The 22,565-nt window shown below is 71.7% G+C and carries 22 protein-coding genes; 16 read left to right on the forward strand and 6 right to left on the reverse strand.

Features of this window, described 5'->3' with window-relative positions:
• Positions 1 to 5: 5 nt before the first annotated feature.
• Positions 6 to 1,028, forward strand: coding sequence for a glycoside hydrolase family 99 protein (locus EWH70_RS28580; RefSeq protein WP_130478627.1), 1,023 nt, complete (start codon positions 6 to 8; stop codon positions 1,026 to 1,028).
• Positions 1,029 to 1,058: 30 nt separating this feature from the next.
• On the opposite strand, the gene EWH70_RS28585 is transcribed toward EWH70_RS28580, so the two are convergent.
• The 3 genes from EWH70_RS28585 to EWH70_RS28595 form a co-directional block, all read right to left on the reverse strand.
• On the reverse strand, positions 1,059 to 3,029 hold the full coding sequence (locus EWH70_RS28585; RefSeq protein WP_240687285.1) for a VanW family protein: 1,971 nt from the start codon (positions 3,027 to 3,029) through the stop codon (positions 1,059 to 1,061).
• A gap of 134 nt (positions 3,030 to 3,163) precedes the next feature.
• Positions 3,164 to 4,879, reverse strand: a complete 1,716-nt coding sequence (gene araD, locus EWH70_RS28590; protein ID WP_130478629.1) for an L-arabinonate dehydratase — start codon at positions 4,877 to 4,879, stop codon at positions 3,164 to 3,166.
• Between the two features lie 5 nt (positions 4,880 to 4,884).
• Positions 4,885 to 5,805 (reverse strand): dihydrodipicolinate synthase family protein, encoded by a 921-nt coding sequence (locus EWH70_RS28595; RefSeq protein WP_130478630.1) that lies wholly within the window; start codon positions 5,803 to 5,805, stop codon positions 4,885 to 4,887.
• A gap of 75 nt (positions 5,806 to 5,880) precedes the next feature.
• On the opposite strand from EWH70_RS28595, the gene EWH70_RS28600 reads away from it, so the two are divergent.
• Positions 5,881 to 6,531 carry a GntR family transcriptional regulator gene (locus EWH70_RS28600; protein ID WP_130478631.1) on the forward strand — a complete coding sequence of 217 codons (651 nt, stop codon included), beginning with the start codon at positions 5,881 to 5,883 and terminating at the stop codon, positions 6,529 to 6,531.
• 829 nt (positions 6,532 to 7,360) lie between these two features.
• On the opposite strand, the gene EWH70_RS28605 is transcribed toward EWH70_RS28600, so the two are convergent.
• Together EWH70_RS28605 and EWH70_RS28610 are read right to left on the reverse strand one after the other, a co-directional pair.
• Positions 7,361 to 8,593, reverse strand: coding sequence for an MFS transporter (locus EWH70_RS28605; protein WP_130478632.1), 1,233 nt, complete (start codon positions 8,591 to 8,593; stop codon positions 7,361 to 7,363).
• A gap of 42 nt (positions 8,594 to 8,635) precedes the next feature.
• A complete protein-coding gene (locus EWH70_RS28610) occupies positions 8,636 to 9,781 on the reverse strand; it encodes a saccharopine dehydrogenase family protein (RefSeq protein WP_130478633.1) in 1,146 nt (381 codons plus the stop codon).
• A gap of 54 nt (positions 9,782 to 9,835) precedes the next feature.
• Here EWH70_RS28610 and EWH70_RS28615 point away from each other — a divergent pair, with 54 nt between their 5' ends.
• From EWH70_RS28615 to EWH70_RS28655, 9 genes are all read left to right on the forward strand, one after another.
• Complete coding sequence (locus tag EWH70_RS28615) at positions 9,836 to 10,654, forward strand: SDR family NAD(P)-dependent oxidoreductase (RefSeq protein WP_130478634.1); 819 nt, start codon at positions 9,836 to 9,838, stop codon at positions 10,652 to 10,654.
• Positions 10,655 to 10,717: 63 nt separating this feature from the next.
• The gene (locus EWH70_RS28620; protein WP_130478635.1) at positions 10,718 to 11,161 is read left to right on the forward strand and encodes an ester cyclase; all 444 of its coding nucleotides are present in this window, start codon (positions 10,718 to 10,720) and stop codon (positions 11,159 to 11,161) included.
• Between the two features lie 22 nt (positions 11,162 to 11,183).
• Positions 11,184 to 11,999 (forward strand): SDR family NAD(P)-dependent oxidoreductase, encoded by an 816-nt coding sequence (locus EWH70_RS28625; protein ID WP_130478636.1) that lies wholly within the window; start codon positions 11,184 to 11,186, stop codon positions 11,997 to 11,999.
• Between the two features lie 121 nt (positions 12,000 to 12,120).
• Positions 12,121 to 12,975, forward strand: coding sequence for a fumarylacetoacetate hydrolase family protein (locus tag EWH70_RS28630; RefSeq protein ID WP_130478637.1), 855 nt, complete (start codon positions 12,121 to 12,123; stop codon positions 12,973 to 12,975).
• A 5-nt stretch (positions 12,976 to 12,980) separates the two neighbouring features.
• Positions 12,981 to 14,282 carry an enolase C-terminal domain-like protein gene (locus EWH70_RS28635; protein WP_130478638.1) on the forward strand — a complete coding sequence of 434 codons (1,302 nt, stop codon included), beginning with the start codon at positions 12,981 to 12,983 and terminating at the stop codon, positions 14,280 to 14,282.
• A complete protein-coding gene (locus EWH70_RS28640) occupies positions 14,279 to 15,019 on the forward strand; it encodes an SDR family NAD(P)-dependent oxidoreductase (protein WP_130478639.1) in 741 nt (246 codons plus the stop codon). Before EWH70_RS28635 ends, EWH70_RS28640 begins: the two co-directional genes overlap by 4 nt.
• Positions 15,020 to 15,045: 26 nt before the next feature.
• The gene (locus EWH70_RS28645) at positions 15,046 to 16,083 is read left to right on the forward strand and encodes a sugar ABC transporter substrate-binding protein (RefSeq protein WP_420809101.1); all 1,038 of its coding nucleotides are present in this window, start codon (positions 15,046 to 15,048) and stop codon (positions 16,081 to 16,083) included.
• On the forward strand, positions 16,080 to 17,585 hold the full coding sequence (locus EWH70_RS28650) for a sugar ABC transporter ATP-binding protein (RefSeq protein ID WP_130478640.1): 1,506 nt from the start codon (positions 16,080 to 16,082) through the stop codon (positions 17,583 to 17,585). Before EWH70_RS28645 ends, EWH70_RS28650 begins: the two co-directional genes overlap by 4 nt.
• On the forward strand, positions 17,578 to 18,588 hold the full coding sequence (locus EWH70_RS28655; RefSeq protein WP_130478641.1) for an ABC transporter permease: 1,011 nt from the start codon (positions 17,578 to 17,580) through the stop codon (positions 18,586 to 18,588). Before EWH70_RS28650 ends, EWH70_RS28655 begins: the two co-directional genes overlap by 8 nt.
• 2 nt (positions 18,589 to 18,590) lie before the next feature.
• Here EWH70_RS28655 and EWH70_RS28660 read toward each other — a convergent pair whose 3' ends face one another.
• Positions 18,591 to 19,277, reverse strand: coding sequence for a FadR/GntR family transcriptional regulator (locus EWH70_RS28660; protein WP_130478642.1), 687 nt, complete (start codon positions 19,275 to 19,277; stop codon positions 18,591 to 18,593).
• Positions 19,278 to 19,340: 63 nt separating this feature from the next.
• Between EWH70_RS28660 and EWH70_RS28665 the strand changes: the two genes are divergently transcribed.
• The 5 genes from EWH70_RS28665 (at position 19,341) to EWH70_RS28685 (ending at position 22,535) form a co-directional block, all read left to right on the forward strand.
• Entirely contained in the window at positions 19,341 to 19,673 is a 333-nt protein-coding gene (locus EWH70_RS28665; RefSeq protein ID WP_130478643.1) for an L-rhamnose mutarotase, read from the forward strand.
• Positions 19,670 to 20,644, forward strand: a complete 975-nt coding sequence (locus EWH70_RS28670) for an aldo/keto reductase (protein ID WP_420809102.1) — start codon at positions 19,670 to 19,672, stop codon at positions 20,642 to 20,644. Before EWH70_RS28665 ends, EWH70_RS28670 begins: the two co-directional genes overlap by 4 nt.
• A gap of 61 nt (positions 20,645 to 20,705) precedes the next feature.
• Complete coding sequence (locus EWH70_RS28675; protein WP_130478644.1) at positions 20,706 to 20,999, forward strand: WhiB family transcriptional regulator; 294 nt, start codon at positions 20,706 to 20,708, stop codon at positions 20,997 to 20,999.
• 71 nt (positions 21,000 to 21,070) lie between these two features.
• The gene (locus tag EWH70_RS28680) at positions 21,071 to 21,760 is read left to right on the forward strand and encodes a LuxR C-terminal-related transcriptional regulator (protein WP_130478645.1); all 690 of its coding nucleotides are present in this window, start codon (positions 21,071 to 21,073) and stop codon (positions 21,758 to 21,760) included.
• A gap of 163 nt (positions 21,761 to 21,923) precedes the next feature.
• Positions 21,924 to 22,535, forward strand: coding sequence for a sensor histidine kinase (locus EWH70_RS28685; protein WP_130478646.1), 612 nt, complete (start codon positions 21,924 to 21,926; stop codon positions 22,533 to 22,535).
• Positions 22,536 to 22,565: the final 30 nt, after the last annotated feature.

Genomic DNA, 22,565 nt, shown 5'->3' on the forward strand with positions numbered 1-22,565 from the left:
TTGTGATGCGGGTGCTGGTACTGGCGGTGGCTCTGCTGGCGGCACTGTGCGTGCCGCCGGCGGCCGCCCAGCCGCCGTTGTCCGGTAAGACGCACGTGTTCTACTACCCGTGGTACGGCAATCCGGCGACCTACGGCCAGTACCGGCACTGGCAGCAGGGCGGGCACCAGCCGCCCTCGGCCATCGGCGCGGACTTCTACCCGGCGCTGGGCCCCTACGACTCCGGTGACTTCGCCGGTGCGGTCGACCGGCACATGCGGTGGATCCGCGAGGCCGGGGTGGGAACGCTGGTGTACAGCTGGTGGGGCCGGGGCTCCTACGAGGACGGCCTGGCGGCCGGTGTCCTGGCCGCGGCGGCGCGGTACGGGCTGAAGGTCGCCTGGCACTTGGAACCCTACGCCGGCCGCACCGCCCAGTCCACTGTGGACGACGTGCGATACATCGTGGGACGCTACGGTTCCAGCCCGGCGTTCTACCGCGACGCCGCGCACGGCAACCGGCCGGCGTTCTACGTGTTCGAGAGCCTGCGGGTGGCGGACTGGGCGCCGCTGGCGGCGGTGCGCCCGGAGGCCATCGTGCTGGCGCAGACCACCGACCTGTCCAAGGTCACGCACTTCGGCGGGATCTACACCTACGACGTGCTCGCCTCACAGAACCCGGTGGGCTGGAAGGGGATCGCCGACTTCTGCCGAGCCAACGGCCTGGTGTGGGCACCGTCGATCGGCCCCGGCTACATCGACGACCGGGCCGTTCCCGGCAACACCACGCCCACGCTGGAGCGGGCAGGCGGCGCGACCTACGACCGGCAGTGGGCCACCGCGCTGGACCCGGCCAACGGCGGCAAGCCGGACTGGGTGTCGATCACCTCGTTCAACGAGTGGCACGAGGGCTCGTCCCTGGAGCCGGCCAGTTCCAGCCCGCCCGCCGGGCACGGCTACCGCACCTACGAGGGCGCCTACGGCCGTACCGGCCCCGCCGCCGAGACGGCCTACCTGGACCGAACGGCCCACTGGGTCACGCGGTTCTAGCCGCGAGTCGTACGTTCCGGGCCGGGCCCGTCAGGGGCAGGTGATCTTGGGCTGGGGGTTGTAGCGGACGTTGCGCGGCTCGCGGCGCACCTCGCGGCCGCTGAGGTCGCGCAGGATGCGGGTGTCGCTGGCGGTGAAGCCCTGCGCGCCGTTGGACGGCTGGCAGTTCTCCGTCGGGCCGGCCTTCTCCTGCGGCTCGGTGAAGTTGTGCCGCTCGCCGGTCACCGACTCCACGTTGTACCGCTTGGTGCCCCACAGCTTCACCGTGATCGACGACGGCGACCAGATGGTCTGGATGGCCACCCCGGTGTCGCTGTCGTTGGTGAACTTCAGGTCGATCACGCTGGCACCGGCGTGGTTCTGGAACACCGTCGCCTCACGCGCCACCGGGTAGCGGCTGATGTAGTAACTGTGCTCCTTGTGCCCGGCGTCCTTCATGCCGGCGAAGTAGTACGCGTTGTACAGCGTGGTGGCGAACTGCGAGATGCCGCCACCGACCTCGCGGCCGGGCGCGCCGTCGGAGATGACGCCCGCCTCGACGTAGCCCTGCGCCTTGGTCCGCGGCCCGGTGAAACCGTTGAGGCTGAACGTCTCGCCCGGCTTGACGAAGGCGCCGTTCACCTTCTGCGCCACCACCCGGATGTTGACGCCGGAGTCGGAAGCGAAGCCCTTCGTGGTGAACTCGCCGATGACCTCCTTGACGCCGTACTTGTTCGCGTCCTCGGTGGTCACCTTCGCCGGCTTGTTCTCGTAGAGCGCCTTGACCTCACGGTTCTCCGTGCGCAGCAGCACCTCGGGCAGCGGTGCGAGGCTGGGGTCCCAGTTGATCTTCTTGCCGTCCTCGGACGGCTGCACGGTCGGCCTGCCGCCCTCGAACACGATCTGGGCGTCCTTGCCCTCCTTCTCGGTGGACGCCAGCTGCGGCCCGGCCGCCTCGACGATCTTCGCGTTGTCGATCTTCGGCTTCAGCTGTCCCGCCTCGTCGACCTCGAACGTCAGCGCCGCGCCGATCTGCGGCGGCTGCAGCACCGCGTCCTTGCCCTCGCCACGCACCAGCACCAGGCCGGACACGGCGGGCTTGGCGAACTGCTCCAGCGCCGCCCGCACGGCCTCCGGCGTGGACCGCACCGGGGTCACCGCCACCGGCAGCTGGACGGCCTGCTCGCCTGCCCACTGGGTGAGGATCGCCTGCATCGCGCCGTCGACGTCGAGCTTCTGGCCCTGCTTGGGGTCGACCGGGATCGGCTGACCCTCCTCGAACCGGATCGTGCCCTCCATCGGGTCCCGGTCGACGGCCTGCCGCACGTCCTCCATGGCACCGGCCAGCTTCTGCGGTTCGGCGTGGGTGGCGACGCCGACCTCGCGGGTGGTGAAGAAGGACGCGAGCCGGGTGAACGGGTTCAGCGGCTGGTCGCCGGCGTTGTCCAGGGTGGTCGGCCAGTCCAGCTTCAGCCCGGCCTCGGCGGGGTTGAAGCTCTCGGCGACGTCGCCCGCCTGGTACTTGACCGGCTGGGTCAGCCGCGGCTCCAGCTTCTGCCGCAGCTCGGCCTCGGCATCGGAGCGCGACATCCCGCCGACGTCGACTCCGGCCACGGTCACGCCGCGCGGCACGTCACCGCTGCTGATGAGCAGGTCGGCGCCGTAGACCACGACGAGCACGCCCAGCGCGGCGCCGCCGATGATCGCGGCCTTGCGCAGCGAGCGGCGCCGGGCGGCGCCCGGGTCGTCGTCCTCGGCTCGCGGCGCGGGCACCGGGACGACGCCCTCGACCTGCTCGGTCGGCGCATCGGCGTCGGGACGCTGCGGCGCGAACCGCTGGGTCGCCGCCGCGTCGAACTGCTGCGTGGCACCGGCGTCGAACCGCTGGCCGACCGCGGGCATGTGCTGGGTCGCACCGGCGTCGAACTGGGGCCCGGACGAGTCGAGAAGTTCCCCCCGCGCCGGAGGGAACACGTCGGTTCTCTCGGCGTCGGACTCGGGCCACTGGCGGTCTTGCGGCAACTGTCCACCCTCCACGTCGCCGTGCGGATCGTCGGCGTCGGTCCCCAAGATACGGGGCGCCATTATCACGACTTCAGCTCACCCTGGTGCGGGATGCGGCAAGCGGCCGAAAGGGTGAGCCGAACGAACGGTTCTCAGCGTGGATCGGGCTCGGGATTGTGGCCCGCACGAGCGAGAAAGTCGAAGTCACAGCCCACATCGGCCTGAGTGATGTGACTGGAGTACAGCGCTCCGTAACCACGCTCGAACTTCGGTGGCGGCGGCGTCCACGCGGCCCGCCGCGCCGCCAGTTCCGCATCCGGAACATCCAGTTCGAGCCTGCGGCCGGGTACGTCCAGAATGACCGGATCGCCGTCCCGTACCAGTGCCAGCGGCCCGCCGACGTGTGACTCCGGCGCCACGTGCAGGACACACGCGCCGTAGCTGGTGCCGCTCATGCGGGCGTCGGAGATGCGGACCATGTCGCGGACTCCCTTGGCCAGCAAGCGCTCCGGGATCGGCAGCATGCCGTATTCGGGCATTCCCGGTCCGCCCTGCGGGCCACTGCCGCGCAGCACCAGCACGGAGTCCTCGGTGATCTCCAGTGCCGGGTCGTCGATCCGCCGCTTGAGGTCGGCGTAGTCGTCGAACACCACGGCGGGACCGGTGTGCCGCAACAGGTCCTGCTGTGCGGCGATGTGCTTGATCACCGCGCCGCCGGGCGCCAGGTTCCCGCGCAGCACGGCCACTCCGCCCTCGGCGGCGACCGGGTCGTCGCGGCGCCGGATGACGTCGTCGCGGTACACCCCGGCGCCGGCGAGATCGTCGGCCAGCGTCTTGCCGGTGACGGTCGTGCGATCGGTGTGCAGCAGGTCGGTCAGCCGCGACAGCAGCCCGCGCAGTCCGCCCGCGTAGTAGAAGTCCTCCATCAGGAACTCGCCGAACGGGCGCAGGTTCGCCAGCACCGGCACCCGCCGTGCGGTGGCGTCGAAGTCGTCCAGCGACAGCGGGACCTGCCCGCGCCCGGCCATGGCGACGAGGTGGATCAGCGCGTTGGTCGACCCGCCCAGCGCCAGCACCGCGGTGACCGCGTCGGCGTAGGCACGCTCGTCGAGCACGGTGCCGATGCGCAGGTCCTCCCACACCATGCCGACGATCCGCGCCCCGCTGGCCGCGGCCATCCGGTGGTGGGCGGAGTCGACGGCCGGGATGGACGACGCCCCGGGCAGGGTGAGCCCGAGCACCTCGGCGGCCGCCGTCATGGTCGACGCGGTGCCCATCGTCATGCAGGTGCCGGGGGAGCGGGCCAGGCCGCGTTCCAGCTCGTCCAGTTCACGCTGACCGATCAGGCCTGCCCGTTTGTCGTCCCAGTACTTCCACATGTCGGTGCCGCTGCCCAGCACCTCGTCACGCCAGTGCCCGCGCAGCATCGGCCCGGCCGGTACGAAGATCGCGGGCAGCCCGGCGCTGATCGCGCCCATCAGCAGCGCCGGTGTCGTCTTGTCGCAGCCGCCCATGAGCACCGCGCCGTCGATCGGGTAGGAGCGCAGGATCTCCTCGGTCTCCATCGCCAGCAGGTTGCGGTACAGCATGGGCGTCGGCTTCTGGAACGTCTCCGACAGCGTGGCGACCGGGAACTCCAGCGGGAACCCACCCGCCTGCCACACGCCGCGCTTGACCTGCTCGGCCCGCTCCCGCAGGTGCATGTGGCAGGGGTTGATGTCGCTCCACGTGTTGAGGATCCCGATGACCGGCTTGCCCAGGTGCTCCTCCGGATTGATGCCGAGCTGGCGGGTCCGGGTGCGGTGGCTGAAGTCCCGCAGCTCGTCGCCGCCGTACCAGCGGTGACTGCGCAGGTCCCCGGGTCGCACAGCCCTCACAGCAGGCCCCACGTGGCCAGCAGTGCGCCGACCCCGGCGCGGCCGGACTCGCCGAGCACGCGGCTGGGCGGGCGGACGTCCCGGCGGCAGATGCCCAGCTGGGCGAGGGCTTCCTTGACCACGCTCACATTGTTCTCCGAATCGCCGTCCGCACGCAGCTGTTCGAACGGCCGGATCAGGTCCCAGACCCGGGTGGCTGCCGCGGTGTCGCCTGCCCGCAACGCGGCCAGCAGCTCGGCAGGCAGCGCCGGGGCGACGTTGACCAGCCCGGAGGTGAAGCCGGTCGCGCCGACGGCGAAGTAACCCGGCGCGGACAGCTCGGCGAGCCCGGCGATCCAGACGAACCGGTCCCGTCCGGCGTCGCCGGCGACCGTGGCGAACCGCACCGGGTCGGGGACGGCGTACTTCACCGCGATCACGTTGGGCGCCAGCGCGCCCAGCCGGGCCAGTGCGGCGCCGTCGACGCGGGTGCTGCGCACGTACAGCACCACGCCGAGTTCGGGCACCGCCTCGGCGATGCGGTGGTGGTAGTCGACCCAGCCGTCCAGCGAGACGTACGGGTGCACCGGCTGGTGGACCATGATCGCCTCCGCGCCGTGGTCGCGGGCGTGCCGCGCGGCGGCGACGGCGTCGGGCACGGCATGACCGACCCCCGCGACGATCGTCGCCCTGCCGCCCACCGCGTCCGCGGTCAGTTCCAGCGCCGTGCGGGCCTCCGGCGCGCTGAGCGCGTAGAACTCGCCGGTGTTGCCGTTCGGGGTGACCACGCCGACCCCGCCGTCGACGATCCGGGTGACGATCTTGCGGTGTGCCGGTTCGTCGATCCCGCCGCCGGCGTCGAACGGCGTGACCGGAATCGCGACCACGCCGGCCAGCCTGTCCCGCAATGCGGTGAAACTCGTGGGAAGCTCCTGCATGTGCCATATGATATATGACGTGACCACCGCGTAGATTTGATTCCACCACCGCCCGCCGAACCGGAGTGAGAACCGATGTCAGGGACGTTCAGCCTGCCAGCCTCGCGGACCGAGGTCGTGCTCGAGGAGATCCGCCGGGGCATCCTCACCCGGGAACTGCGGCCGGGCCAGCCGCTGGTCGAGGCCGAGCTGGCGCAGCGGCTCGGCGTGTCGAAGACGCCGGTGCGCGAGGCGCTCAAGGTGCTGTCGAACTCCGGGCTGGTGACGTTCAGCCCATACAAGGGCGCGTCGGTGTGCGTCGTCGACGCCGCCATGGCCAGGGACGTGTTCGACCTGCGGCTGATGCTCGAACCCGAGGCGGTGCGGCGGTCCGTGCAGCGCGGCGATCCGGCCGTCGTCGACGAGGCGGCCGAGGCGCTCAAGGCAGCGCAGGCCGCGCTGCCCGACCGGGATCACGCCGAGCTGAGCCTGCTCAACCGCACGTTCCACCGCGCCCTCTACGCCGGCTGCGGCAACCCGCTGCTGATCGACATCCTGGACCAGCTGCGTGACCGCTCCGCGCTGATCAGCATCGTCGGCTGGGACGCCAATCCCAGCTGGCGCAAGGAATGGAACGAGCACAAGGCGGTACTGGCGGCGGCCCGCAAGGGCGACGCGGACGGCGCCGCGGAGCTGCTGCGCCGCCACATCGCGGACTTCCTGGAGCGCATCCTCGCCGTGACCTAGCCGTGCCCGTCCGCCGCCCAGCTCCCTCGCTGTCCTGCGGGTGGTGCTGGTGCCGTGAAGGGGGCCCTCACTGCGTCTGATGTCAGGGTCCCGGCGAAGTCGGGCGCCGGGCGTGAGCAAGGGAGCTTTACTGGCGAAGAAGGGTAGTAAAGCTCCCTCGCTGCTTTACGGGTGTGGCTGGTGGGGCTGCCGTGGCCTGTGATGCCAGCGGGACACCTGGGATCGCGTGAAGGCCGAGCTCCTGTCGCCAGACGTGATGAAGGTGGCCTTCACCTACCTGACGCGAACCCGCCACGCGGGCACACCTGCCACACCGGCACCAGCCAGCACACCCACCCCACCAGCCACCACGAACGAGACAACACCCCCGCACCCCGCCGCCAGCAACGGCACCATACTTGCGCGAGACGCAACCACAGCGCCCCTGCCCACGGACCCAGACCGTCGCTGCCCACGACATTGCCGGGACCTCGACGTCTGACGTAGTGAAGGGAGCCTTCACGGCACAGTGACTGGTCGGGAATGCGACACTCGCGCTCCGGACCAGCAGGGCGCGCGACCGGCCCGTTCGGCCCCGCGAAACCGTGCCGGTCTCGCAGTCTGGAACCGGCATGCCGGACAGTGGGACCAGACGGGCGGGAATGCGCAACTCGCGGGTCCGGAACGGACAACTCGCGCGAACGGACCGCTCACACAGCCGACCGGCACGAGGCGGGAACCCGGTCCACATCGTGAGTTCTGCGCGCACGCACGCGAGTTCTGCGTTCCGGCACACGAGTTCTGCACTCGAGCCCACCCACCTCGCCCTGCCCGGCACCCGACTGTGCCTTCACGGCATCTGGCGAGCCAGGGGCGCGGACAGGTCGCGCATGCCGGGGGCCAGGGCGGCGTAGCCTGCCGAGAGCAGGCAGCCGGCACCGACCACGAGCCAGGTCTGTGCCACGCCGAGGTTCTCCACGAGCAGTCCGGCCGCGGTGGTGCCGAGCGGGCCGGCCAGCAACGCCATCGAGCCGACGCTGCCGATCACGCGGCCACGCAGCCGTTCCGGGGTCTGCTCCTGCATGACCACGGCCGTGATCGGGTTGACCGGGGCGGCGGCGACGCCGACGAGGGTGGCCAGCACGGTCATCCCGAGCACCGAGTCGAACAGGCCGAACGCCGCGATGCCCAGCGAGCAGAACGTCAGGCCCCACAACAGCACCGGCCGGCGCGGCAGGCGGTGCGCCACGATGCCGTAGACCACCGCACCGGCGACCCCGCCGACGGCGAACATCGCCGTCACCAGGCCCAGCTGCTCGGGCTGCCCGGCCCGCTGCAGCACCACGGTCAGCACGATCGGGATCGGCGCCAGGAACATCACCAGCACCATGGCCGTCAGCCCGGTACCGCGCAGCACCGGCGTGCGCCAGACGAACCGCAGGCCTTCCAGTACGGCGTGGACGTAACGCTGCGGCGGCTCGGTGCCACGCACGTCGGCGGGGATGGTGAACGTGGTCAGCAGCACCGCGCCGGCGAACATGGCGACCGTGACCCACAGCGTGTTGGACGCGCCGACCAGCGCGATCAGCACGCCGCCGATGCCGGGCGCGGCGATGTTGCCGATGCCGTCGAGTGCCTCACCCCAGGCGTTGATCCGCTCCAGCGGCGTGCGGGACGTCCTGGCGACGTCGGGGCGCAGCGATTCGCGCGCGGCCATGCCCGGCCCGTCGAACACCGCGCCCAGCGCGACCAGGACCGCGATCGTCACGCCGGTCAGTCCCAGCGTGCGGTCCAGCAGCGGCAGCGCAGCCACGGCGAGGCCGCTGAGGATGTCGGCGCCGATGCTCAGCCTGCGCCTGCCCCAGCGGTCGATCAGCGCACCGCCGAGCAGCGAGGACAGCGCCATGGGCCCCAGCGTGGCCGCGGCGATCAGCCCGGCCAGCGCGGCGCTGCCGGTGCGCTCCAGCACCAGCCACGGGATGGCCAGGTTGACGATGCCGTTGCCGGTGACGGACAGCCCGGTCGCGCCGAGCAGTCCGATGACCGGCAGCTGACGGCGCCAGCCGCTCTCGTGATCCGTCACGAGAGTGAGTGTACATCAATGTTCACATCGGGACGGTAATGCTCACTCGTCCAGGGTGCGGAAGGTGAGGCCTGCCGCGACCAGGCGGTCGATCAGGGCCTGGCCCATGGCGGTCGCCGTGGTCACCTGGCCCGCGGTCTCCGGCAGGTCGTCGGTGGCCAGGCACAGGGCCGACTCCCCGAACATCACGGCCGTCTCGTCGTAGCCGGGGTCGCGGCCGGACACCTCGGTGACCACCCGGCGCCCGCCGCCCTCGCCGGTGAACCGGACGGCGAACCACGACTTCGCCCTGCGCTCGGCGCTGGGCCCGTTCCCGGACGGCTGCAGGCGCTCCAGTGCCCGGCGGGCGGGCGGAACCTGCGCCAGTGCCGCGACGGCGGTCAGCCCGGCGACACCGGCCACCAGCGCGGGCAGCCGCCGCACCGTGGCGTACTGCCGGTACCGGAAGCTGCCGCCGCCGTACCCGCGGGCGGCAGCCGAGCGGGCCACGATCTGCGGGTCGATCGTCGGCATCGGCACCGCCCAGTTGCCGGTACCGCGTTCGCGGTGCGGCACACCGGACAGCGGCCGCATCGGCAGGCCCTCGACGCGGGCCCGTTCCCGTGCCGTCCGCAGCATCGGCAGCAGGCGGGAGGCCGCCGTCAGCGCCGAGGCGTAGGTGCCGCCGGAGAACGCCGCGCCCACCCGCAGGTAGGCGTCCAGCCGGATGGGCACCCCGGCGGGCAGGCGGTCCACCGTGTACAGCGCGCCCAGGTCGTAGGGGATGGAGTCGAACCCGCAGGCATGTACCAGCCGGGCCCCGGTGCCGACGGCCCGTTCGTGGTGGCGCAGGTAGACGCGGTCGGCGAACTCCGGCTCGCCGGTCAGGTCCAGGTAGTCGGTCCCGGTGTCGGCGCACGCGGCGACCAGCGGCTCGCCGTGGCGCAGGTAGGGGCCGACGGTCGTGGCCACCACACGCGTGGACCGGGCGACCGCCCGCAGCGAGTCCGGGTCGGCGACGTCGGCCCGCAGCAGCGGGACGTCCGCGTGGGCAGGGCCGAGCCGGTCGCGTACGGCGGCGAGCTTGGCGGTGTTGCGGCCGGCCAGTGCCCAGCGCAGGCCGGCGGGGGCGGCGCGGGCGAGGTACTCGGCGACGAGCGTGCCGGTGAACCCGGTCGCCCCGAACAACACCAGATCGTGGTCAGACATGTGTGTATATTACTCGAAGTAACACATACCGACGGTATCCCCAGGGGAGCGGCGATGAGGCAGTTCACCGACCGGGTCGCGGTCGTCACCGGCGCGGGGTCCGGCATCGGCCGGGCACTGGCACGTGACCTGGCCGTCCGTGGCGCGCAGCTGGCGTTGTCCGACGTCGACGGCGAGCGGCTGTCCGCCGTCGTCGCCGAGTGCGAATCGCTGGGCGCGAAGGTCAGCGGGCAGGCACTGGACGTCGGTGACCGCGCCGCCGTCCTGGCCTACGCGGACCGGGTCGCCGAGGAGTTCGGCCGGGTGGAACTCGTGGTGAACAACGCAGGTGTCGCGCTCAAGGGCACGGTCGCCGAGATGGACTGGGCCGACCTGGACTGGATCGTCGGCGTCAACTTCTGGGGCGTGGTGCACGGCAGCAAGGCGTTCCTGCCGCACCTGATCGCGGCGGGGGAGGGCCATCTGGTCAACATCTCCAGCGTGTTCGGCCTGATCGGCGTGCCGACGCAGTCGGCGTACAACGCCACCAAGTTCGCCGTGCGCGGCTTCACCGAGGCGCTGCGGCAGGAGATGGTGGTGGCCGGGCACCGGGTCGGCGTGAGCTGCGTGCACCCCGGCGGCGTGCGCACGAACATCGCCCGTGACGCCCGTGGGCTGCCCGGCGACGAGCGGGCCAGCGCCGCGAAGCTGTTCGACCGGGTCGCCCGCACCAGCCCGGAACGGGCCGCCCGCACCATCCTGCGCGGCGTGCAGCGGGACCGGGCGAGGATCCTCGTCGGCCCGGACGCGTACCTGATCGACGCGCTGCCCCGGGTGCTCAGCGCCGGGTACCAGCGGCTGGTCGCCGGGGTGGCGAAGCGGCTGCCGCTGTAGCAGTCCTGGTAATTCACTGGCATTCGCTGGCGCGGGCGGGCCGTGCGTGCTGGAGTGGCCGCCATGACGATCACCGCCGACCTGCGTGCCGCCCGCGAGGCTCTCGTGCGCGAGCACATGGAGTCCGAGAACACCCACGAGTTCGACACCACGCTGGCCACCTTCGACCACCCGCGTTACGAGATCGTGGCCACCGGCCAGGTCTACGACGGTGCCGAGCAGGTGTCGGCCTACTACGCCAGGACCCGGGAGATCTTCCCCGACCAGCGCAACGAGCTGATCGCGCTGCACCACGCCGACGACGCGGTGATCGCCGAGTTCTGGCTGCTCGGCACGCACCGGGGCAGCATCGCGGGGGAGCCGCCGACCGGCAAGGAGTTCCGCATCCGCGCGGCCGCGCTGTTCCTGTTCGAGGGCCCGACGCTGGTGTGCGAGCGGGTCTACAACGACATGCTCGGCATCCTCACCCAGATCGGCCTCGCCCCCGAGCTGACACTAGATTCGTGAGCCTCACCGGACGGGAGCGGCGATGAGGGAGTTCACCGGCAGGGTCGCGGTGGTGACCGGCGCGGGGTCCGGCATCGGCAGGGCACTGGCCCGCGACCTCGCCGCGCGCGGGGCCGAGCTGGCGTTGTCCGACGTCGACGGCGACCGGCTGGGCACCGTCGTCGACGAGTGCGCCGGGCTGGGCGCCACGGCCCGCGGGTACGTACTCGACGTCAGCGACCGGGCCGCCGTGCTGGCCCACGCCGATCAGGTCGCGGGCGACTTCGGCCGCGTCGAGCTGGTGGTCAACAACGCCGGGGTCACGCTGAGCGGCAAGATCACCGAGGCGGAGTGGGCCGACCTGGACTGGATCGTCGGCATCAACTTCTGGGGCGTCGTGCACGGCAGCAAGGCGTTCCTGCCGCACCTGATCGCCGCGGACGAGGCGTACCTGGTCAACGTCTCCAGCATGTTCGGCCTGATCGGCGTTCCGGGCCAGGCGGCCTACAGCGCCACCAAGTTCGGCGTGCGCGGCTTCACCGAGGCGTTGCGGCAGGAGATGCTGGCCGGCGGGCACCGGGTGGGCGTGAGCAGTGTGCACCCCGGCTGCGTGCGGACCAACATCGTCCGGGACGCCCGCGGCATCCCGGATGCCGAGCGGGCCGAGTCGGCGCGGGCGTTCGACCGGATCGCCGGGACCACGGCCGAGCGCGCGGCGAGCACCATCCTGCGGGGCGTCCAGCGGCGCAAGCCGAAGATCCTCGTCGGCGGCGACGCCCGCGTGGTGGACCTGCTGCCCAGGCTCTTCGGCGCCGGCTACCAGCGCCTGACGGCCGGCCTGACGAAGCGCCTGCCGTAAGCGCCCGTCGGCACTCATCGGATCAATTCGAGAACATTGCCCGGTCGGGCTCTAGATCCAGCGTTCCAATTGCTGTATACATCGGATGTCTACAGAAGAGGATCGCTGGGAGGATGGGCCCGTGCAGCTGTTGCGCCTCGGTGAGCCAGGAGCGGAACGTCCCTACGTCCGTGCCGACGGAGGCGGCCTGCACGACCTGAGCCCGCTGACCACCGACATCGATGGCACCTTCCTCGCCGACGACGGTATCGCCAGGACGCGCGCCGCGCTCGCGGCGGGCGAGCTGCCGGCCGCGGACGGCACCGGCCTGCGCACCGGACCGCCGATCGCGCAGCCGGGCAAGGTCGTCTGCATCGGCCTGAACTACCGCCGCCACGCCGAGGAGACCGGCGGGGCCATCCCCGAGGAGCCGGTGGTGTTCATGAAGGCGCCCGACGTTGTGGTCGGCCCGAACGACCCGATCCTGCTGCCGCGCGGGTCCACCCACACGGACTGGGAGGTCGAGCTGGGCGTCGTCATCGGCCGCACCGCCCGCTACCTGGACGGTCCCGAGGCCGCGTTGGACCACGTCGCCGGATACGCGGTATCCAACGACGTGTCCGAGCGCGAGTACCAGCTGCACCGCGGCGGCCAGTGGGACAAGGGCAAGTCCTGCGAGAACTTCAACCCGCTCGGGCCGTGGCTGGTCCCGGCCGACGAGGTCGGCGACCCGCAGGTACTCGGCCTGCGGCTGTCGGTCAACGGCGCCCGCAAGCAGGATTCGAGCACCGCGGACATGATCTTCACGGTCGCCTACTGCGTGTACTACCTGAGCCAGTTCATGGTGCTGCGCCCCGGCGACCTGATCAACACCGGCACCCCGGAGGGCGTCGCGCTCGGCCAGCCGCGGCCGCGGCCCTACCTGCGCGAGGGCGACGTGGTGGAGCTGGAGATCGACCGGCTCGGCACCCAGCGACAGCGCGTCGAGCAGGGCTGACGGCGATGGCGCGTATCACCGGCATGGAGGTCCTCGACGTCCGGTTCCCCACCTCGCGGGAACTGGACGGCTCGGACGCGATGAACCCCGATCCCGACTACTCGGCCGCCTACGTCGTGCTGCACACCGACGGCGGCCCGGACGGCTACGGGCTGACCTTCACCATCGGCCGCGGCAACGACGTGCAGGCCGCGGCCATCGCCGCGCTGGCCGACCACGTCGTCGGCCGCGAGGTGCCGGAGACCGCGGCGCAGCTGGCCGCGCTGTCCGCCGACCTGGTCGGCGACTCGCAGCTGCGCTGGCTCGGCCCGGAGAAGGGCGTTGCGCACATGGCGGTCGGCGCCGTGGTCAACGCGGGCTGGGATCTGGCGGCCCGGCGGGCCGGGCGTCCACTGTGGAGGTTCCTGGCCGAGATGACCCCGGAGGAGATCGCCGGGCAGGTCGACTTCCGCTACCTCACCGACGCGCTCACCGAGGACGAGGCGCTGGAGATCCTGCGGGCGGCCGAGCCGGGCCGGGCACGGCGTGCCGCGGACATCGCCGAACGCGGCTACCCCGCCTACACCACCTCGCCCGGCTGGCTGGGCTACGGCGACGCGAAGCTGACCCGGCTGGCCGAGCAGGCCGTCGCCGACGGCTTCGACATGATCAAACTGAAGGTCGGCGGTGACCTCACCGACGACATCCGCCGGATGAAGCTGGCCCGCGAGGCCGTCGGGCCGGACGTGCGCATCGCCGTCGACGCCAACCAGCGCTGGGACGTCGGCGCCGCGGTGAGCTGGATGGAGGCACTCGCGCCGTACCGGCCGTACTGGATCGAGGAGCCCACCTCGCCCGACGACGTGCTGGGGCACAAGGCGATCGCCGACGGTGTCGCGCCGATCCTGGTGGCCACCGGTGAGCACGTCGCCAACCGGGTGATGTTCAAGCAACTGTTGCAGGCGGGCGCGATCTCGGTGCTGCAACTGGACGCCTGCCGGGTCGGCGGCGTCAACGAGAACATCGCCATCCTGTTGCTGGCGGCCAAGTTCGGCGTCCCGGTCTGCCCGCACGCCGGTGGCGTGGGCCTGTGCGAGCTGGTGCGGCACCTGTCGTTCTTCGACTACGTCGCGGTGTCGGGCAGCACGGAGAATCGCGTGATCGAGTGGGTTGATCACCTGCACGAGCACTTCACCGACCCCGCGGTGGTCCGCGACGGTCACTACCTCGCACCGGCCGAGCCGGGCTTCTCCGCCCGGATGCACGACGCCACCCTGCGGCGGTTCCGCTTCCCCGACGGTCCCGAATGGACGGAGAACGCACGATGACCACGGCAGAGTTCGACGGCCGCGTCGCGATCGTCACCGGCGGCGCGTCGGGTATCGGCGCGGCGGTCGCGGCCACGCTGGCCGCCCGCGGCGCACGGGTCGCGGTCCTCGACCTGAACCCGCCCGACGGCGGTTTCCGTTGCGACGTCGGCGACGACGCCGAGGTCACCGCCGCCGTCGCCGGGGTGGTCGAGCGGTTCGGCCGCCTCGACGTGCTGGTCAACAACGCCGGGATCGGCGCGCAGGGCGACGTCGCCGCCAACTCCGACGAGGAATGGCACCGGGTGCTCGACGTCAACGTGGTCGGCATGGCCAGGGTCAGCCGGGCCGCGCTGCCGCACCTGCGCGAGTCCGACGCGGCGGCCATCGTCAACACCTGCTCGATCGCCGCCTGGGCCGGGCTGCCCGGCCGCGCGCTGTACTCGGCCAGCAAGGGCGCGGTGCTGGGCCTGACGCTGGCCATGGCGACCGACCACCTGGCCGACGCCATCCGCGTCAACTGCGTCTGCCCGGGCACGGTCGACACGCCGTGGGTGGGCAGGCTGCTGGACTCGGCGGCCGACCCCGACGCCGAGCGCGCCGCGCTGCGGGCACGTCAGCCGATCGGCAGGCTGGTGTCGGCCGACGAGGTCGCGCACGCTGTGGCCTACCTGGCGAGCCCGCTGTCCGGCTCGACCACGGGGACGGCGCTGGCCGTCGACGGGGGTATGTACGGCCTGCGCCCGCGCAGGAACTGAACCCGAAGTTGTCAAGGAGGACATTCGTGGTGAAGACGTTCGTCAAGGCAGCTGCCGCCGCCTCGGTAGCCGTGCTCGCACTGACTGCCTGCGGCTCGACCCGCGACAACGCCGCACCCCAGCCCGGCGGCGGGCAGGGCGGCACCGTCGGAGCCACCGTTCCGCTGCTGACCTCACCGTTCTGGCAGGCGTACAACAACTACGTGCCGCAGAAGGCGTCGGCCGAGGGCGTGCAGGTGCTGCCGACGGTCAACGCCAACAGCGACCCGACCAAGCTCATCACCGACATGAACAACCTGCTCAACCAGGGGGTCAAAGGCCTGGTGGTGACCCCGCTGGACTCGGCGGCCGTGGTCGCCGGGCTGGAGCAGGCGCAGCGTAAGGGGGTTCCGGTGGTGGCGGTCGACGTCGCCCCGGAGGGCGGCAAGGTCGCCATCGTCGTGCGCGCGGACAACAAGGCCTACGGCGTCAAGGCGTGCGAGCACATCGCGAGCAAGGTGCCCGAGGGCAAGGTCGTGCAGATCATGGGCGATCTGGCCTCGGTCAACGGCCGGGAGCGTTCCGAGGCGTTCCGCGAGTGCATGAAGAAGTACCCGAAGGTGCAGGTGCTGGAGGTGCCCGCGGAGTGGAAGGCCGACAAGGCCGCCGCCGGGCTGGAGGGCCTGCTCACGTCCAACCCGGACGTGAAGGCCATCTACATGCAGGCCGGCGGCGTCTACCTGGCCCCGACCATGCAGGCGTTGCAGCGCAAGAACATGTTCTTCCCGGTGGGCGACCCCAAGCACGTGGTGCTGGTCAGCAACGACGGCATCCCGCAGGAACTGGAGGCCATCCGCAAGGGCGAGCTGGACGCCACCGTGTCCCAGCCCGCCGACGACTACGCCCGCTACGGCATGCACTACATCAAGCGCGCCATGGCCGGTGAGACGTTCAAGCCGGGCCCGACCGACCACGGCAGCACGATCGTGGAGACGCGGCCGGGCATCCTGGAGGACCAGCTGGCCGCGCCGCTGGTGACCAGGGACAACGTCGACGACAAGGCGCTGTGGGGCAACCAGCTATGACCGCTGAGCCAGTTGTGCGGGCACACGGCGTCGGCAAGCGGTACGGCCCCACGGTCGCGCTGCACGACGTCAGCCTGACCGTGCGGCCCGGCGAGTCGCACGCGCTCGTCGGCCGCAACGGCGCGGGCAAGTCCACGCTGGTCTCCATCCTCACCGGACTGTCCAAACCGGACACCGGTGCGGTGGAGTTCGGCGGGCGGCCCGCGCCCGCGCTGGGCGACCGGGAGGGCTGGCGCAGCCGGGTGGCCTGCGTCTACCAGCACTCCACGGTGATCCCGCACCTGACCGTCGCCGAGAACCTGTTCCTCAACCGCCAGCCGACCGGCCGGTTCGGCATTTCCTGGTCCCGGCTGCGCCGGCAGGCCGCCGAGCTGCTGGAGTCCTGGCGGGTCGCCGTCGACCCGGACGTGCCAGCCGGTGAGCTGTCGGTGGAGGACCGGCAGCTGGTGGAGATCGCCAGGGCGCTGTCCTACGGCGCGCGGTTCATCGTGCTCGACGAGCCGACCGCACAGCTGGACAGCCAGGCCATCGAGCGGCTGTTCGTCCGCATGCGTGAACTGCAGGCGAGCGGGGTGACGTTTCTGTTCATCTCGCACCACCTGCAGGAGGTGCACGAGGTCTGCCAGGCGGTCACGGTGCTGCGCGACGCGCGGCACGTGGTCACCGCCGGGGTCGACGAGCTGTCCCGCGCGCAGCTGATCGACGCGATGACCGGCGAGGAGGGCGGGCTGGCGGTCGCCGACGCCGCCGACCGCGCACCGCTGCCCGCCGGCGCCGATGCGGCGCTGACCGTCGAGGACCTGTCCGGTGACGACTTCGCCGGGGTGTCGTTCACCCTGCGCCGCGGCGAGGTGCTCGGGTTGGCCGGCAGCAACGCCAGCGGCAAGCACCAGGTGGCCGAGACCGTCTACGGCCTGCGGGCGCCGTCGGGCGGTCGCGTACTGCTCGACGGCGCTGCGCTGCCCGCCGGGGACGTCGGAGCCGCGCTGCGGGCCGGGATCGGCTGCGTTCCCCGCGACCGCCACCACCAGGGACTGGTGCTGGGCCTGTCGATCGCCGACAACGCCACGATGACCGTGCTGGACCGGCTCGGCCCGGCCGGGCTGGCCCCGCCGAAGGCCCGCGAGGCCAGGGCGGCCACGGCCATCGCCGACTACGGCGTGGTCGCGGCCGGGCCGGAGCAGGAGGTGTCGGCGCTGTCCGGCGGCAACCAGCAGAAGGTGGTGCTGGCCAGGGCACTGGCCGGCGACCCGAGGGTGCTGGTGCTCATCAACCCCACCGCCGGGGTGGACGTGAAGTCCAAGGAGGCGCTGCTCGCGGTCGTCGACCGAGTGCGTGCCGAGGGCAAGGCGGTGCTGATCGTCAGCGACGAGCTGGACGACCTGCGGCCCGCCGACCGGGTGCTGGTGCTGCGGTCGGGGCGGCTGGTCGCCGAACACCAGGCCGGCTGGTCCGACGGGGACCTGGTGGCCGACATCGAAGGAGTCGAACTCGATGACTGACACCCTGTCGCGGACCGGCGCGCCCGCGCGCCCGGCGGCCCGGCGCAGGCTGCCGCGGCTGCGGGAGCTGGCGCTGGTGCCCGCGCTGATCGTGCTGCTGGTGGTCGGCGGCCTGGTCAACGACCGGTTTCTCACCACCGACAACCTGGTCTCCATCCTCGGCGCGTCGGCGGCGCTGGCGCTGGTGGTGCTGGGCGAGTCGCTGGTGCTGATCTCCGGCAAGTTCGACCTGTCGCTGGAGTCCACCGTCGGCATCGCGCCGGTGCTGGGGGCCATGCTGGTGCTGCCCGCCGTGTCGGCCGGGTTCGGCGTCGAGGTGCCCACGGTGGTCGGCCTGCTGGTGATCGTGGCCGTCGGCGCGCTGATCGGGACGTTCAACGGGTTCCTGATCATCAAGCTGCAGCTCAACGCGTTCATCGTGACGCTGGCGATGCTGATCGTGCTGCGCGGCGTGCTGGTCGGGCTGACCGAGGGCAAGACGCTGTTCGCCATGCCGGACGCCTTCTTCGCGCTGGCCACCGAGACGTTCCTCGGGCTGCCCGCCTCGGTGTGGCTGGCCGCGGCGGCCTACGCGATCACCGGGTTCGTGCTGCGGTATCACCGGGTCGGCCGCGCGTTGTACGCCATCGGCGGCAACCGGGACGCGGCCAGGGCGGCGGGTATCCGGGTGGACCGGATCTCCTGGCTGGTGTTCGTCGTCGCCGGGGTGCTCGCCTCGCTCGGCGGTCTGGTGATGACCGGCTACGTCGGCGCCATCAACGCCAACCAGGGCGACGGGATGATCTTCACCGTGTTCGCGGCGGCCGTCATCGGCGGAATCTCCCTGGACGGCGGGCGGGGCACGATGTTCGGCGCCCTGACCGGTGTGCTGCTGCTGGCGGTGGTGGAGAACATGCTGACGCTGGCGCAGGTCCCGAGCTTCTGGATCCAGGCGCTCTACGGCGGCATCATCCTGATCGCGCTGATGATCGCCCGGTTCACCACCGGCAAATCGCAGACGTGACGCTACTTCTCGGCTGTGCCCAGGGCGTTGCGCAGCCACTGTTCGACGCCTGCCACGTGCACGGTCGCCCAGGAGCGGGCCAGCTCCGGCTGGCGGGCAGCGATGGCCTCGTAGATGGCCATGTGCTGCTCGCGGGTCCGCTCGACCGCCCCCTCCTGGGTCAGGCCGCGCCAGATCCGCGCCCGCGTCGTCGGGCCGGACAGGCTGTCCAGCAGCGAGCACAGCACCGGGTTGCCCGACCCCTCGGCGATGCGGCGGTGGAAGGCCAGGTCGTTGGCCACCAGCGCTTCCACCGTCGGGGCGTCGTCCACCTCGTCCAGCAGCGCCCGCAGCTCGGCCAGGTCGGCGTCGGTCATGTGGATCGCGGCCTGCGCGGTCGCCGCCGGTTCCAGGATCTGCCGCACCGCCAGGAAGTCGAGCACGGTGTCGTCGCGGTGGAAGTCGACGACGAAGGTCATCGCGTCGAGCAGCAGGTTGGGTTCGAGGCTGGTGACGTAGGTGCCGTCGCCCTGCCGCACGTCCAGCACCCGGATCAGGCACAGCGCCTTGACCGCCTCGCGCAGCGAGCTGCGGGACAGCCCGAGCCGCTGGGCCAGCTCGGCCTCCTTCGGCAGCCGGTCGCCCGGCGCCAGTTCACCGGAGATGATCATCCCCTTGATCTTGTCGATCGCTTCGTCGGTGACCGGCATGCGCGCGTTCCTTAGACCTCGGATGTCTGTGCTCGGTTCAGATTGCCACGTCAGGAGGCAGTGATGTCCACGACCCGCCCCGAACGTCCCCAGACCGTGGCACTGCACACCCGGCTGAAACCGGGCCGCGAGGCCGAGTACGACCGCGTGCACGCCGTTATCCCGCCGGAGCTGGACACCGCGCTGCGGGCGGCGGGCGTGCACTCGTGGCGGATCTGGCGCGACGGGCTCGACCTGTTCCACGTCGTCGAGGTGGACGACTACGCCGCCATGCGGGCACGCCTGCGCGACGATCCGGCCAACGTCGCCTGGCAGGAGCGGATGGCCGTGCTGCTCGACGTGGCCGACGACTACTCCGGCAAGCCCGGCCTGCGTCAGGTGTGGGAGCTGCCGTGAACGCGACCGTGGCCCGGCTCGGCCGGCTCGGGCTGGGCTGTGCCCAGCTGGGCAACCTGTACCGGGCGATGTCCGACGAGAACGCCGCCGCCACCGTCGAGACGGCCTGGCGGGGCGGCATCCGCTACTTCGACACCGCCCCGCACTACGGCCTCGGCCTGTCCGAACGCAGGCTGGGCGCGGCGCTGGCCCGCTATCCGCGCGAGGAGTTCGTGCTGTCCACCAAGGTGGGCAGGCTGCTCGAACCCGACCCGGACGGCGCGGGCAGGCGCGACGACGCCGGGTTCGACGTGCCCGCGACGCTGCGCAGGCGCTGGGACTTCAGCCGGGACGGGGTGCTGCGGTCGCTGGAGTCGAGCCTGGAGCGGCTGGGCCTGGACCGGGTGGACGTCGTCTACGTCCACGACCCGGACGACCACTGGGAACCGGCGCTGCGCGAGGCCCTGCCCACCCTGGTCGAACTGCGTGAGCAGGGCGTGGTCGGTGCCGTCGGCGTCGGCATGAACCAGACGGCCATGCTGGCCGACTTCGTCCGCCACGCCGACGTCGACGTGCTGATGATGGCCGGCCGGTACACGCTGCTGAACCAGCCGGCACTGGACGAGCTGCTGCCGCTGTGTGCCGAGCGCGGTGTCGCGGTGGTGGCGGCCGGGGTGTTCAACGGCGGCATCCTCGCCACCGACACGCCGGGGACCGTCTACGACTACACCGAGGCGCCCGCCGAGCTGGTGGACACCGCCCGGCGCATCGCGCGGGCGTGCGGGCGGCACGGCGTCCGGCTGCCGGAGGCGGCGATCGCGCTGCCGGCCGCGCACCCGGCGGTCCGGTCGGTCGTGGTGGGCTCCGCATCACCCGCCCAGGTCGCGGGCAATCTCGCCAGGGCGGCCGCCGTCGTGCCGGCCGCGCTGTGGACGGAGTTGAAGACCACCGGTCTGTTACGTTCCGACGCTCCGGTTCCGGTCGAGGTGTAGCTTCGGCGCGATCTGGGTATGCCGTCGTCAGCCAGCGGGCCGAGTACGAGAGGTGATCTCCATGGCTGACACGTCGCGGCTTCCCGTCCCGGTCGCCGAGACCTGGGAGTGGCAACGCCACGGCAACTGCCGCAATCTGGACAGCGCGATGTTCTTCCACCCCGACGGCGAGCGGGGGTTCGCCAGGGCGGACCGGATCGCGCGGGCCAAGCAGGTGTGCCGGACCTGCCCGGTGATCGTCGAGTGCCGCAGGCACGCGCTCAGCGTCGAGGAGCCGTTCGGGGTCTGGGGCGGGCTCGACGAGGGCGAGCGCAAGGAGGCCATCGCGCGGCGGCGCCAGGCGTCGGTCGCGTGAGCATGGACTAGTACACCTTTCTCGTACAACTGCATGAGGACATTTCGACGCTGACGTCGCACCGTGTTCAAGTGAATCCGGTGCGTGTCTTCTTCGTCGACGATCAGGAACTGCTGGCCGAGGCGCTCGCCGTGCGCCTATCCGCGGCCGGTGGTGTGCTGGTCGTCGGCAGGGCGCCCACCACCGATCCCGGGCTCGGCGACGCCGTGAGCCGCACCCGTCCGCACGTCGTGGCCGTCGATCCCAGCCCGCTCGGTCCCGGGGCCGCCGACCTGCTGGAGACCGTGACCGCCGCGATGCCCGGCTGCCGCCTGGTCGTCCTGACCGGCAGCAGCGACCCGGTGCTCGCCGCGACCGCGGCCAGGGCGGGCGCGATGGCGTGGGTCGGCAAGGACAGTTCCGCCGAGCACCTGGTCGGCGTGCTGCGCGGGGTGGTCGCCGGCAAGGCGTTCTTCGCGCCGGACCTGCTCGGATTCGTCCTCGGCGAGCTGCGCAACGACCTGACCAGGGGACGCGACTCGGGCGGTCCGCTGGAGATCCTGTCCGCCCGCGAACGCGACGTGCTGCTCGGGATCGTGGAGGGCAAGCGCGGCAGCCAGATCGCGGCCGACCTGTTCCTGTCGGTCAACACCGTGCGCACGCACACGCACAACATCTTCAGCAAGCTGAAGGTTCACTCCCGGCTGGAGGCCGCCAGCCTGGCCCGGTCGGCGGGCATGCGGCCCAGGGACAGCGTCGGCGACGGAAGCATGGCCACCTGAACGAGCGCCCAGAGTGGCCGTATCATGACTGGCCGCGACAACGAGTTACGCAGCGTAGGTGAACATTCGGTCTTTGTACGCACTCGTGCTGTCTTCATGCAACATTAAAGACGGTTAACCCGACTGAGTGAGGTGAGGTCGTTGGGACGAGTGGGGAGCGACGATGGCTGGTGCCGTGGACGAGGTGGATCTGGTCGAACTGCGGGGGTTGCTCCATGACCTCGGCCACGGTCTGGCGACACTGTCGCTGCTGACCGAAACCGTCCGCGCCGACGACAGCCTGAGCGAGGACACCCGCGAGCGGGTCTGGGCCGTCGACCGCGAGACCAAGCGCCTGCTGGCCACGGTCCGCGGCGCGGTCGTGCCGCGCACCGGCGAGCCCGCGCCGCCGGTGGACGTGCGAGACCTGCTCGGGCAGATCGTGTCGCTCGCGTCGCTGGCCGGCCCCACCGGCGTGGTGCTGGCGCCGGGCCCGCCGGCGTACCTGGCGGTCGAGGAGCCGCTGCTGTGGCGGATGGTGACCAACCTGGTGGACAACGCCGTCCGGGCCGCGGGGGTGAACGGCCGGGTCGAGGTCAGCGTCCGGCCCGCGTCCGGCGGCACCGTGATCGAGGTGTGTGACGACGGCCCCGGGTTCGGCGCGGTCACCGGTGGGTGGGGTTCGCTGGGACTCGGGATCGTGCGCCGGCTGGCGCAGGAATGCGGGTGCGAGTTCGTGGTGCGGGCCCGGGAGGGCGCCCGTGGCACCACGGCGCGGCTGACGTTCCAGGGATAGGTCCGTGTTCGAATGGGTTTCTACGAGGGG

The organism is Amycolatopsis suaedae, assembly GCF_004214935.1.
In the GTDB taxonomy this organism is placed as follows: domain Bacteria; phylum Actinomycetota; class Actinomycetes; order Mycobacteriales; family Pseudonocardiaceae; genus Amycolatopsis; species Amycolatopsis suaedae.

Coding starts and splice junctions, on each gene's coding strand:
- EWH70_RS28595 (WP_130478630.1), bottom strand. CDS start 5,805: ATGCAGGAGCTTCCCACGAGTTTCACCGCATTGCGGGACAGGCTGGCC.
- EWH70_RS28650 (WP_130478640.1), top strand. CDS start 16,080: ATGACCGCTGAGCCAGTTGTGCGGGCACACGGCGTCGGCAAGCGGTAC.
- EWH70_RS28610 (WP_130478633.1), bottom strand. CDS start 9,781: ATGTCTGACCACGATCTGGTGTTGTTCGGGGCGACCGGGTTCACCGGC.
- EWH70_RS28615 (WP_130478634.1), top strand. CDS start 9,836: ATGAGGCAGTTCACCGACCGGGTCGCGGTCGTCACCGGCGCGGGGTCC.
- EWH70_RS28635 (WP_130478638.1), top strand. CDS start 12,981: ATGGCGCGTATCACCGGCATGGAGGTCCTCGACGTCCGGTTCCCCACC.
- EWH70_RS28620 (WP_130478635.1), top strand. CDS start 10,718: ATGACGATCACCGCCGACCTGCGTGCCGCCCGCGAGGCTCTCGTGCGC.
- EWH70_RS28665 (WP_130478643.1), top strand. CDS start 19,341: ATGTCCACGACCCGCCCCGAACGTCCCCAGACCGTGGCACTGCACACC.
- EWH70_RS28660 (WP_130478642.1), bottom strand. CDS start 19,277: ATGCCGGTCACCGACGAAGCGATCGACAAGATCAAGGGGATGATCATC.
- EWH70_RS28685 (WP_130478646.1), top strand. CDS start 21,924: ATGGCTGGTGCCGTGGACGAGGTGGATCTGGTCGAACTGCGGGGGTTG.
- EWH70_RS28640 (WP_130478639.1), top strand. CDS start 14,279: ATGACCACGGCAGAGTTCGACGGCCGCGTCGCGATCGTCACCGGCGGC.
- EWH70_RS28675 (WP_130478644.1), top strand. CDS start 20,706: ATGGCTGACACGTCGCGGCTTCCCGTCCCGGTCGCCGAGACCTGGGAG.
- EWH70_RS28625 (WP_130478636.1), top strand. CDS start 11,184: ATGAGGGAGTTCACCGGCAGGGTCGCGGTGGTGACCGGCGCGGGGTCC.
- EWH70_RS28655 (WP_130478641.1), top strand. CDS start 17,578: ATGACTGACACCCTGTCGCGGACCGGCGCGCCCGCGCGCCCGGCGGCC.
- EWH70_RS28580 (WP_130478627.1), top strand. CDS start 6: ATGCGGGTGCTGGTACTGGCGGTGGCTCTGCTGGCGGCACTGTGCGTG.
- EWH70_RS28600 (WP_130478631.1), top strand. CDS start 5,881: ATGTCAGGGACGTTCAGCCTGCCAGCCTCGCGGACCGAGGTCGTGCTC.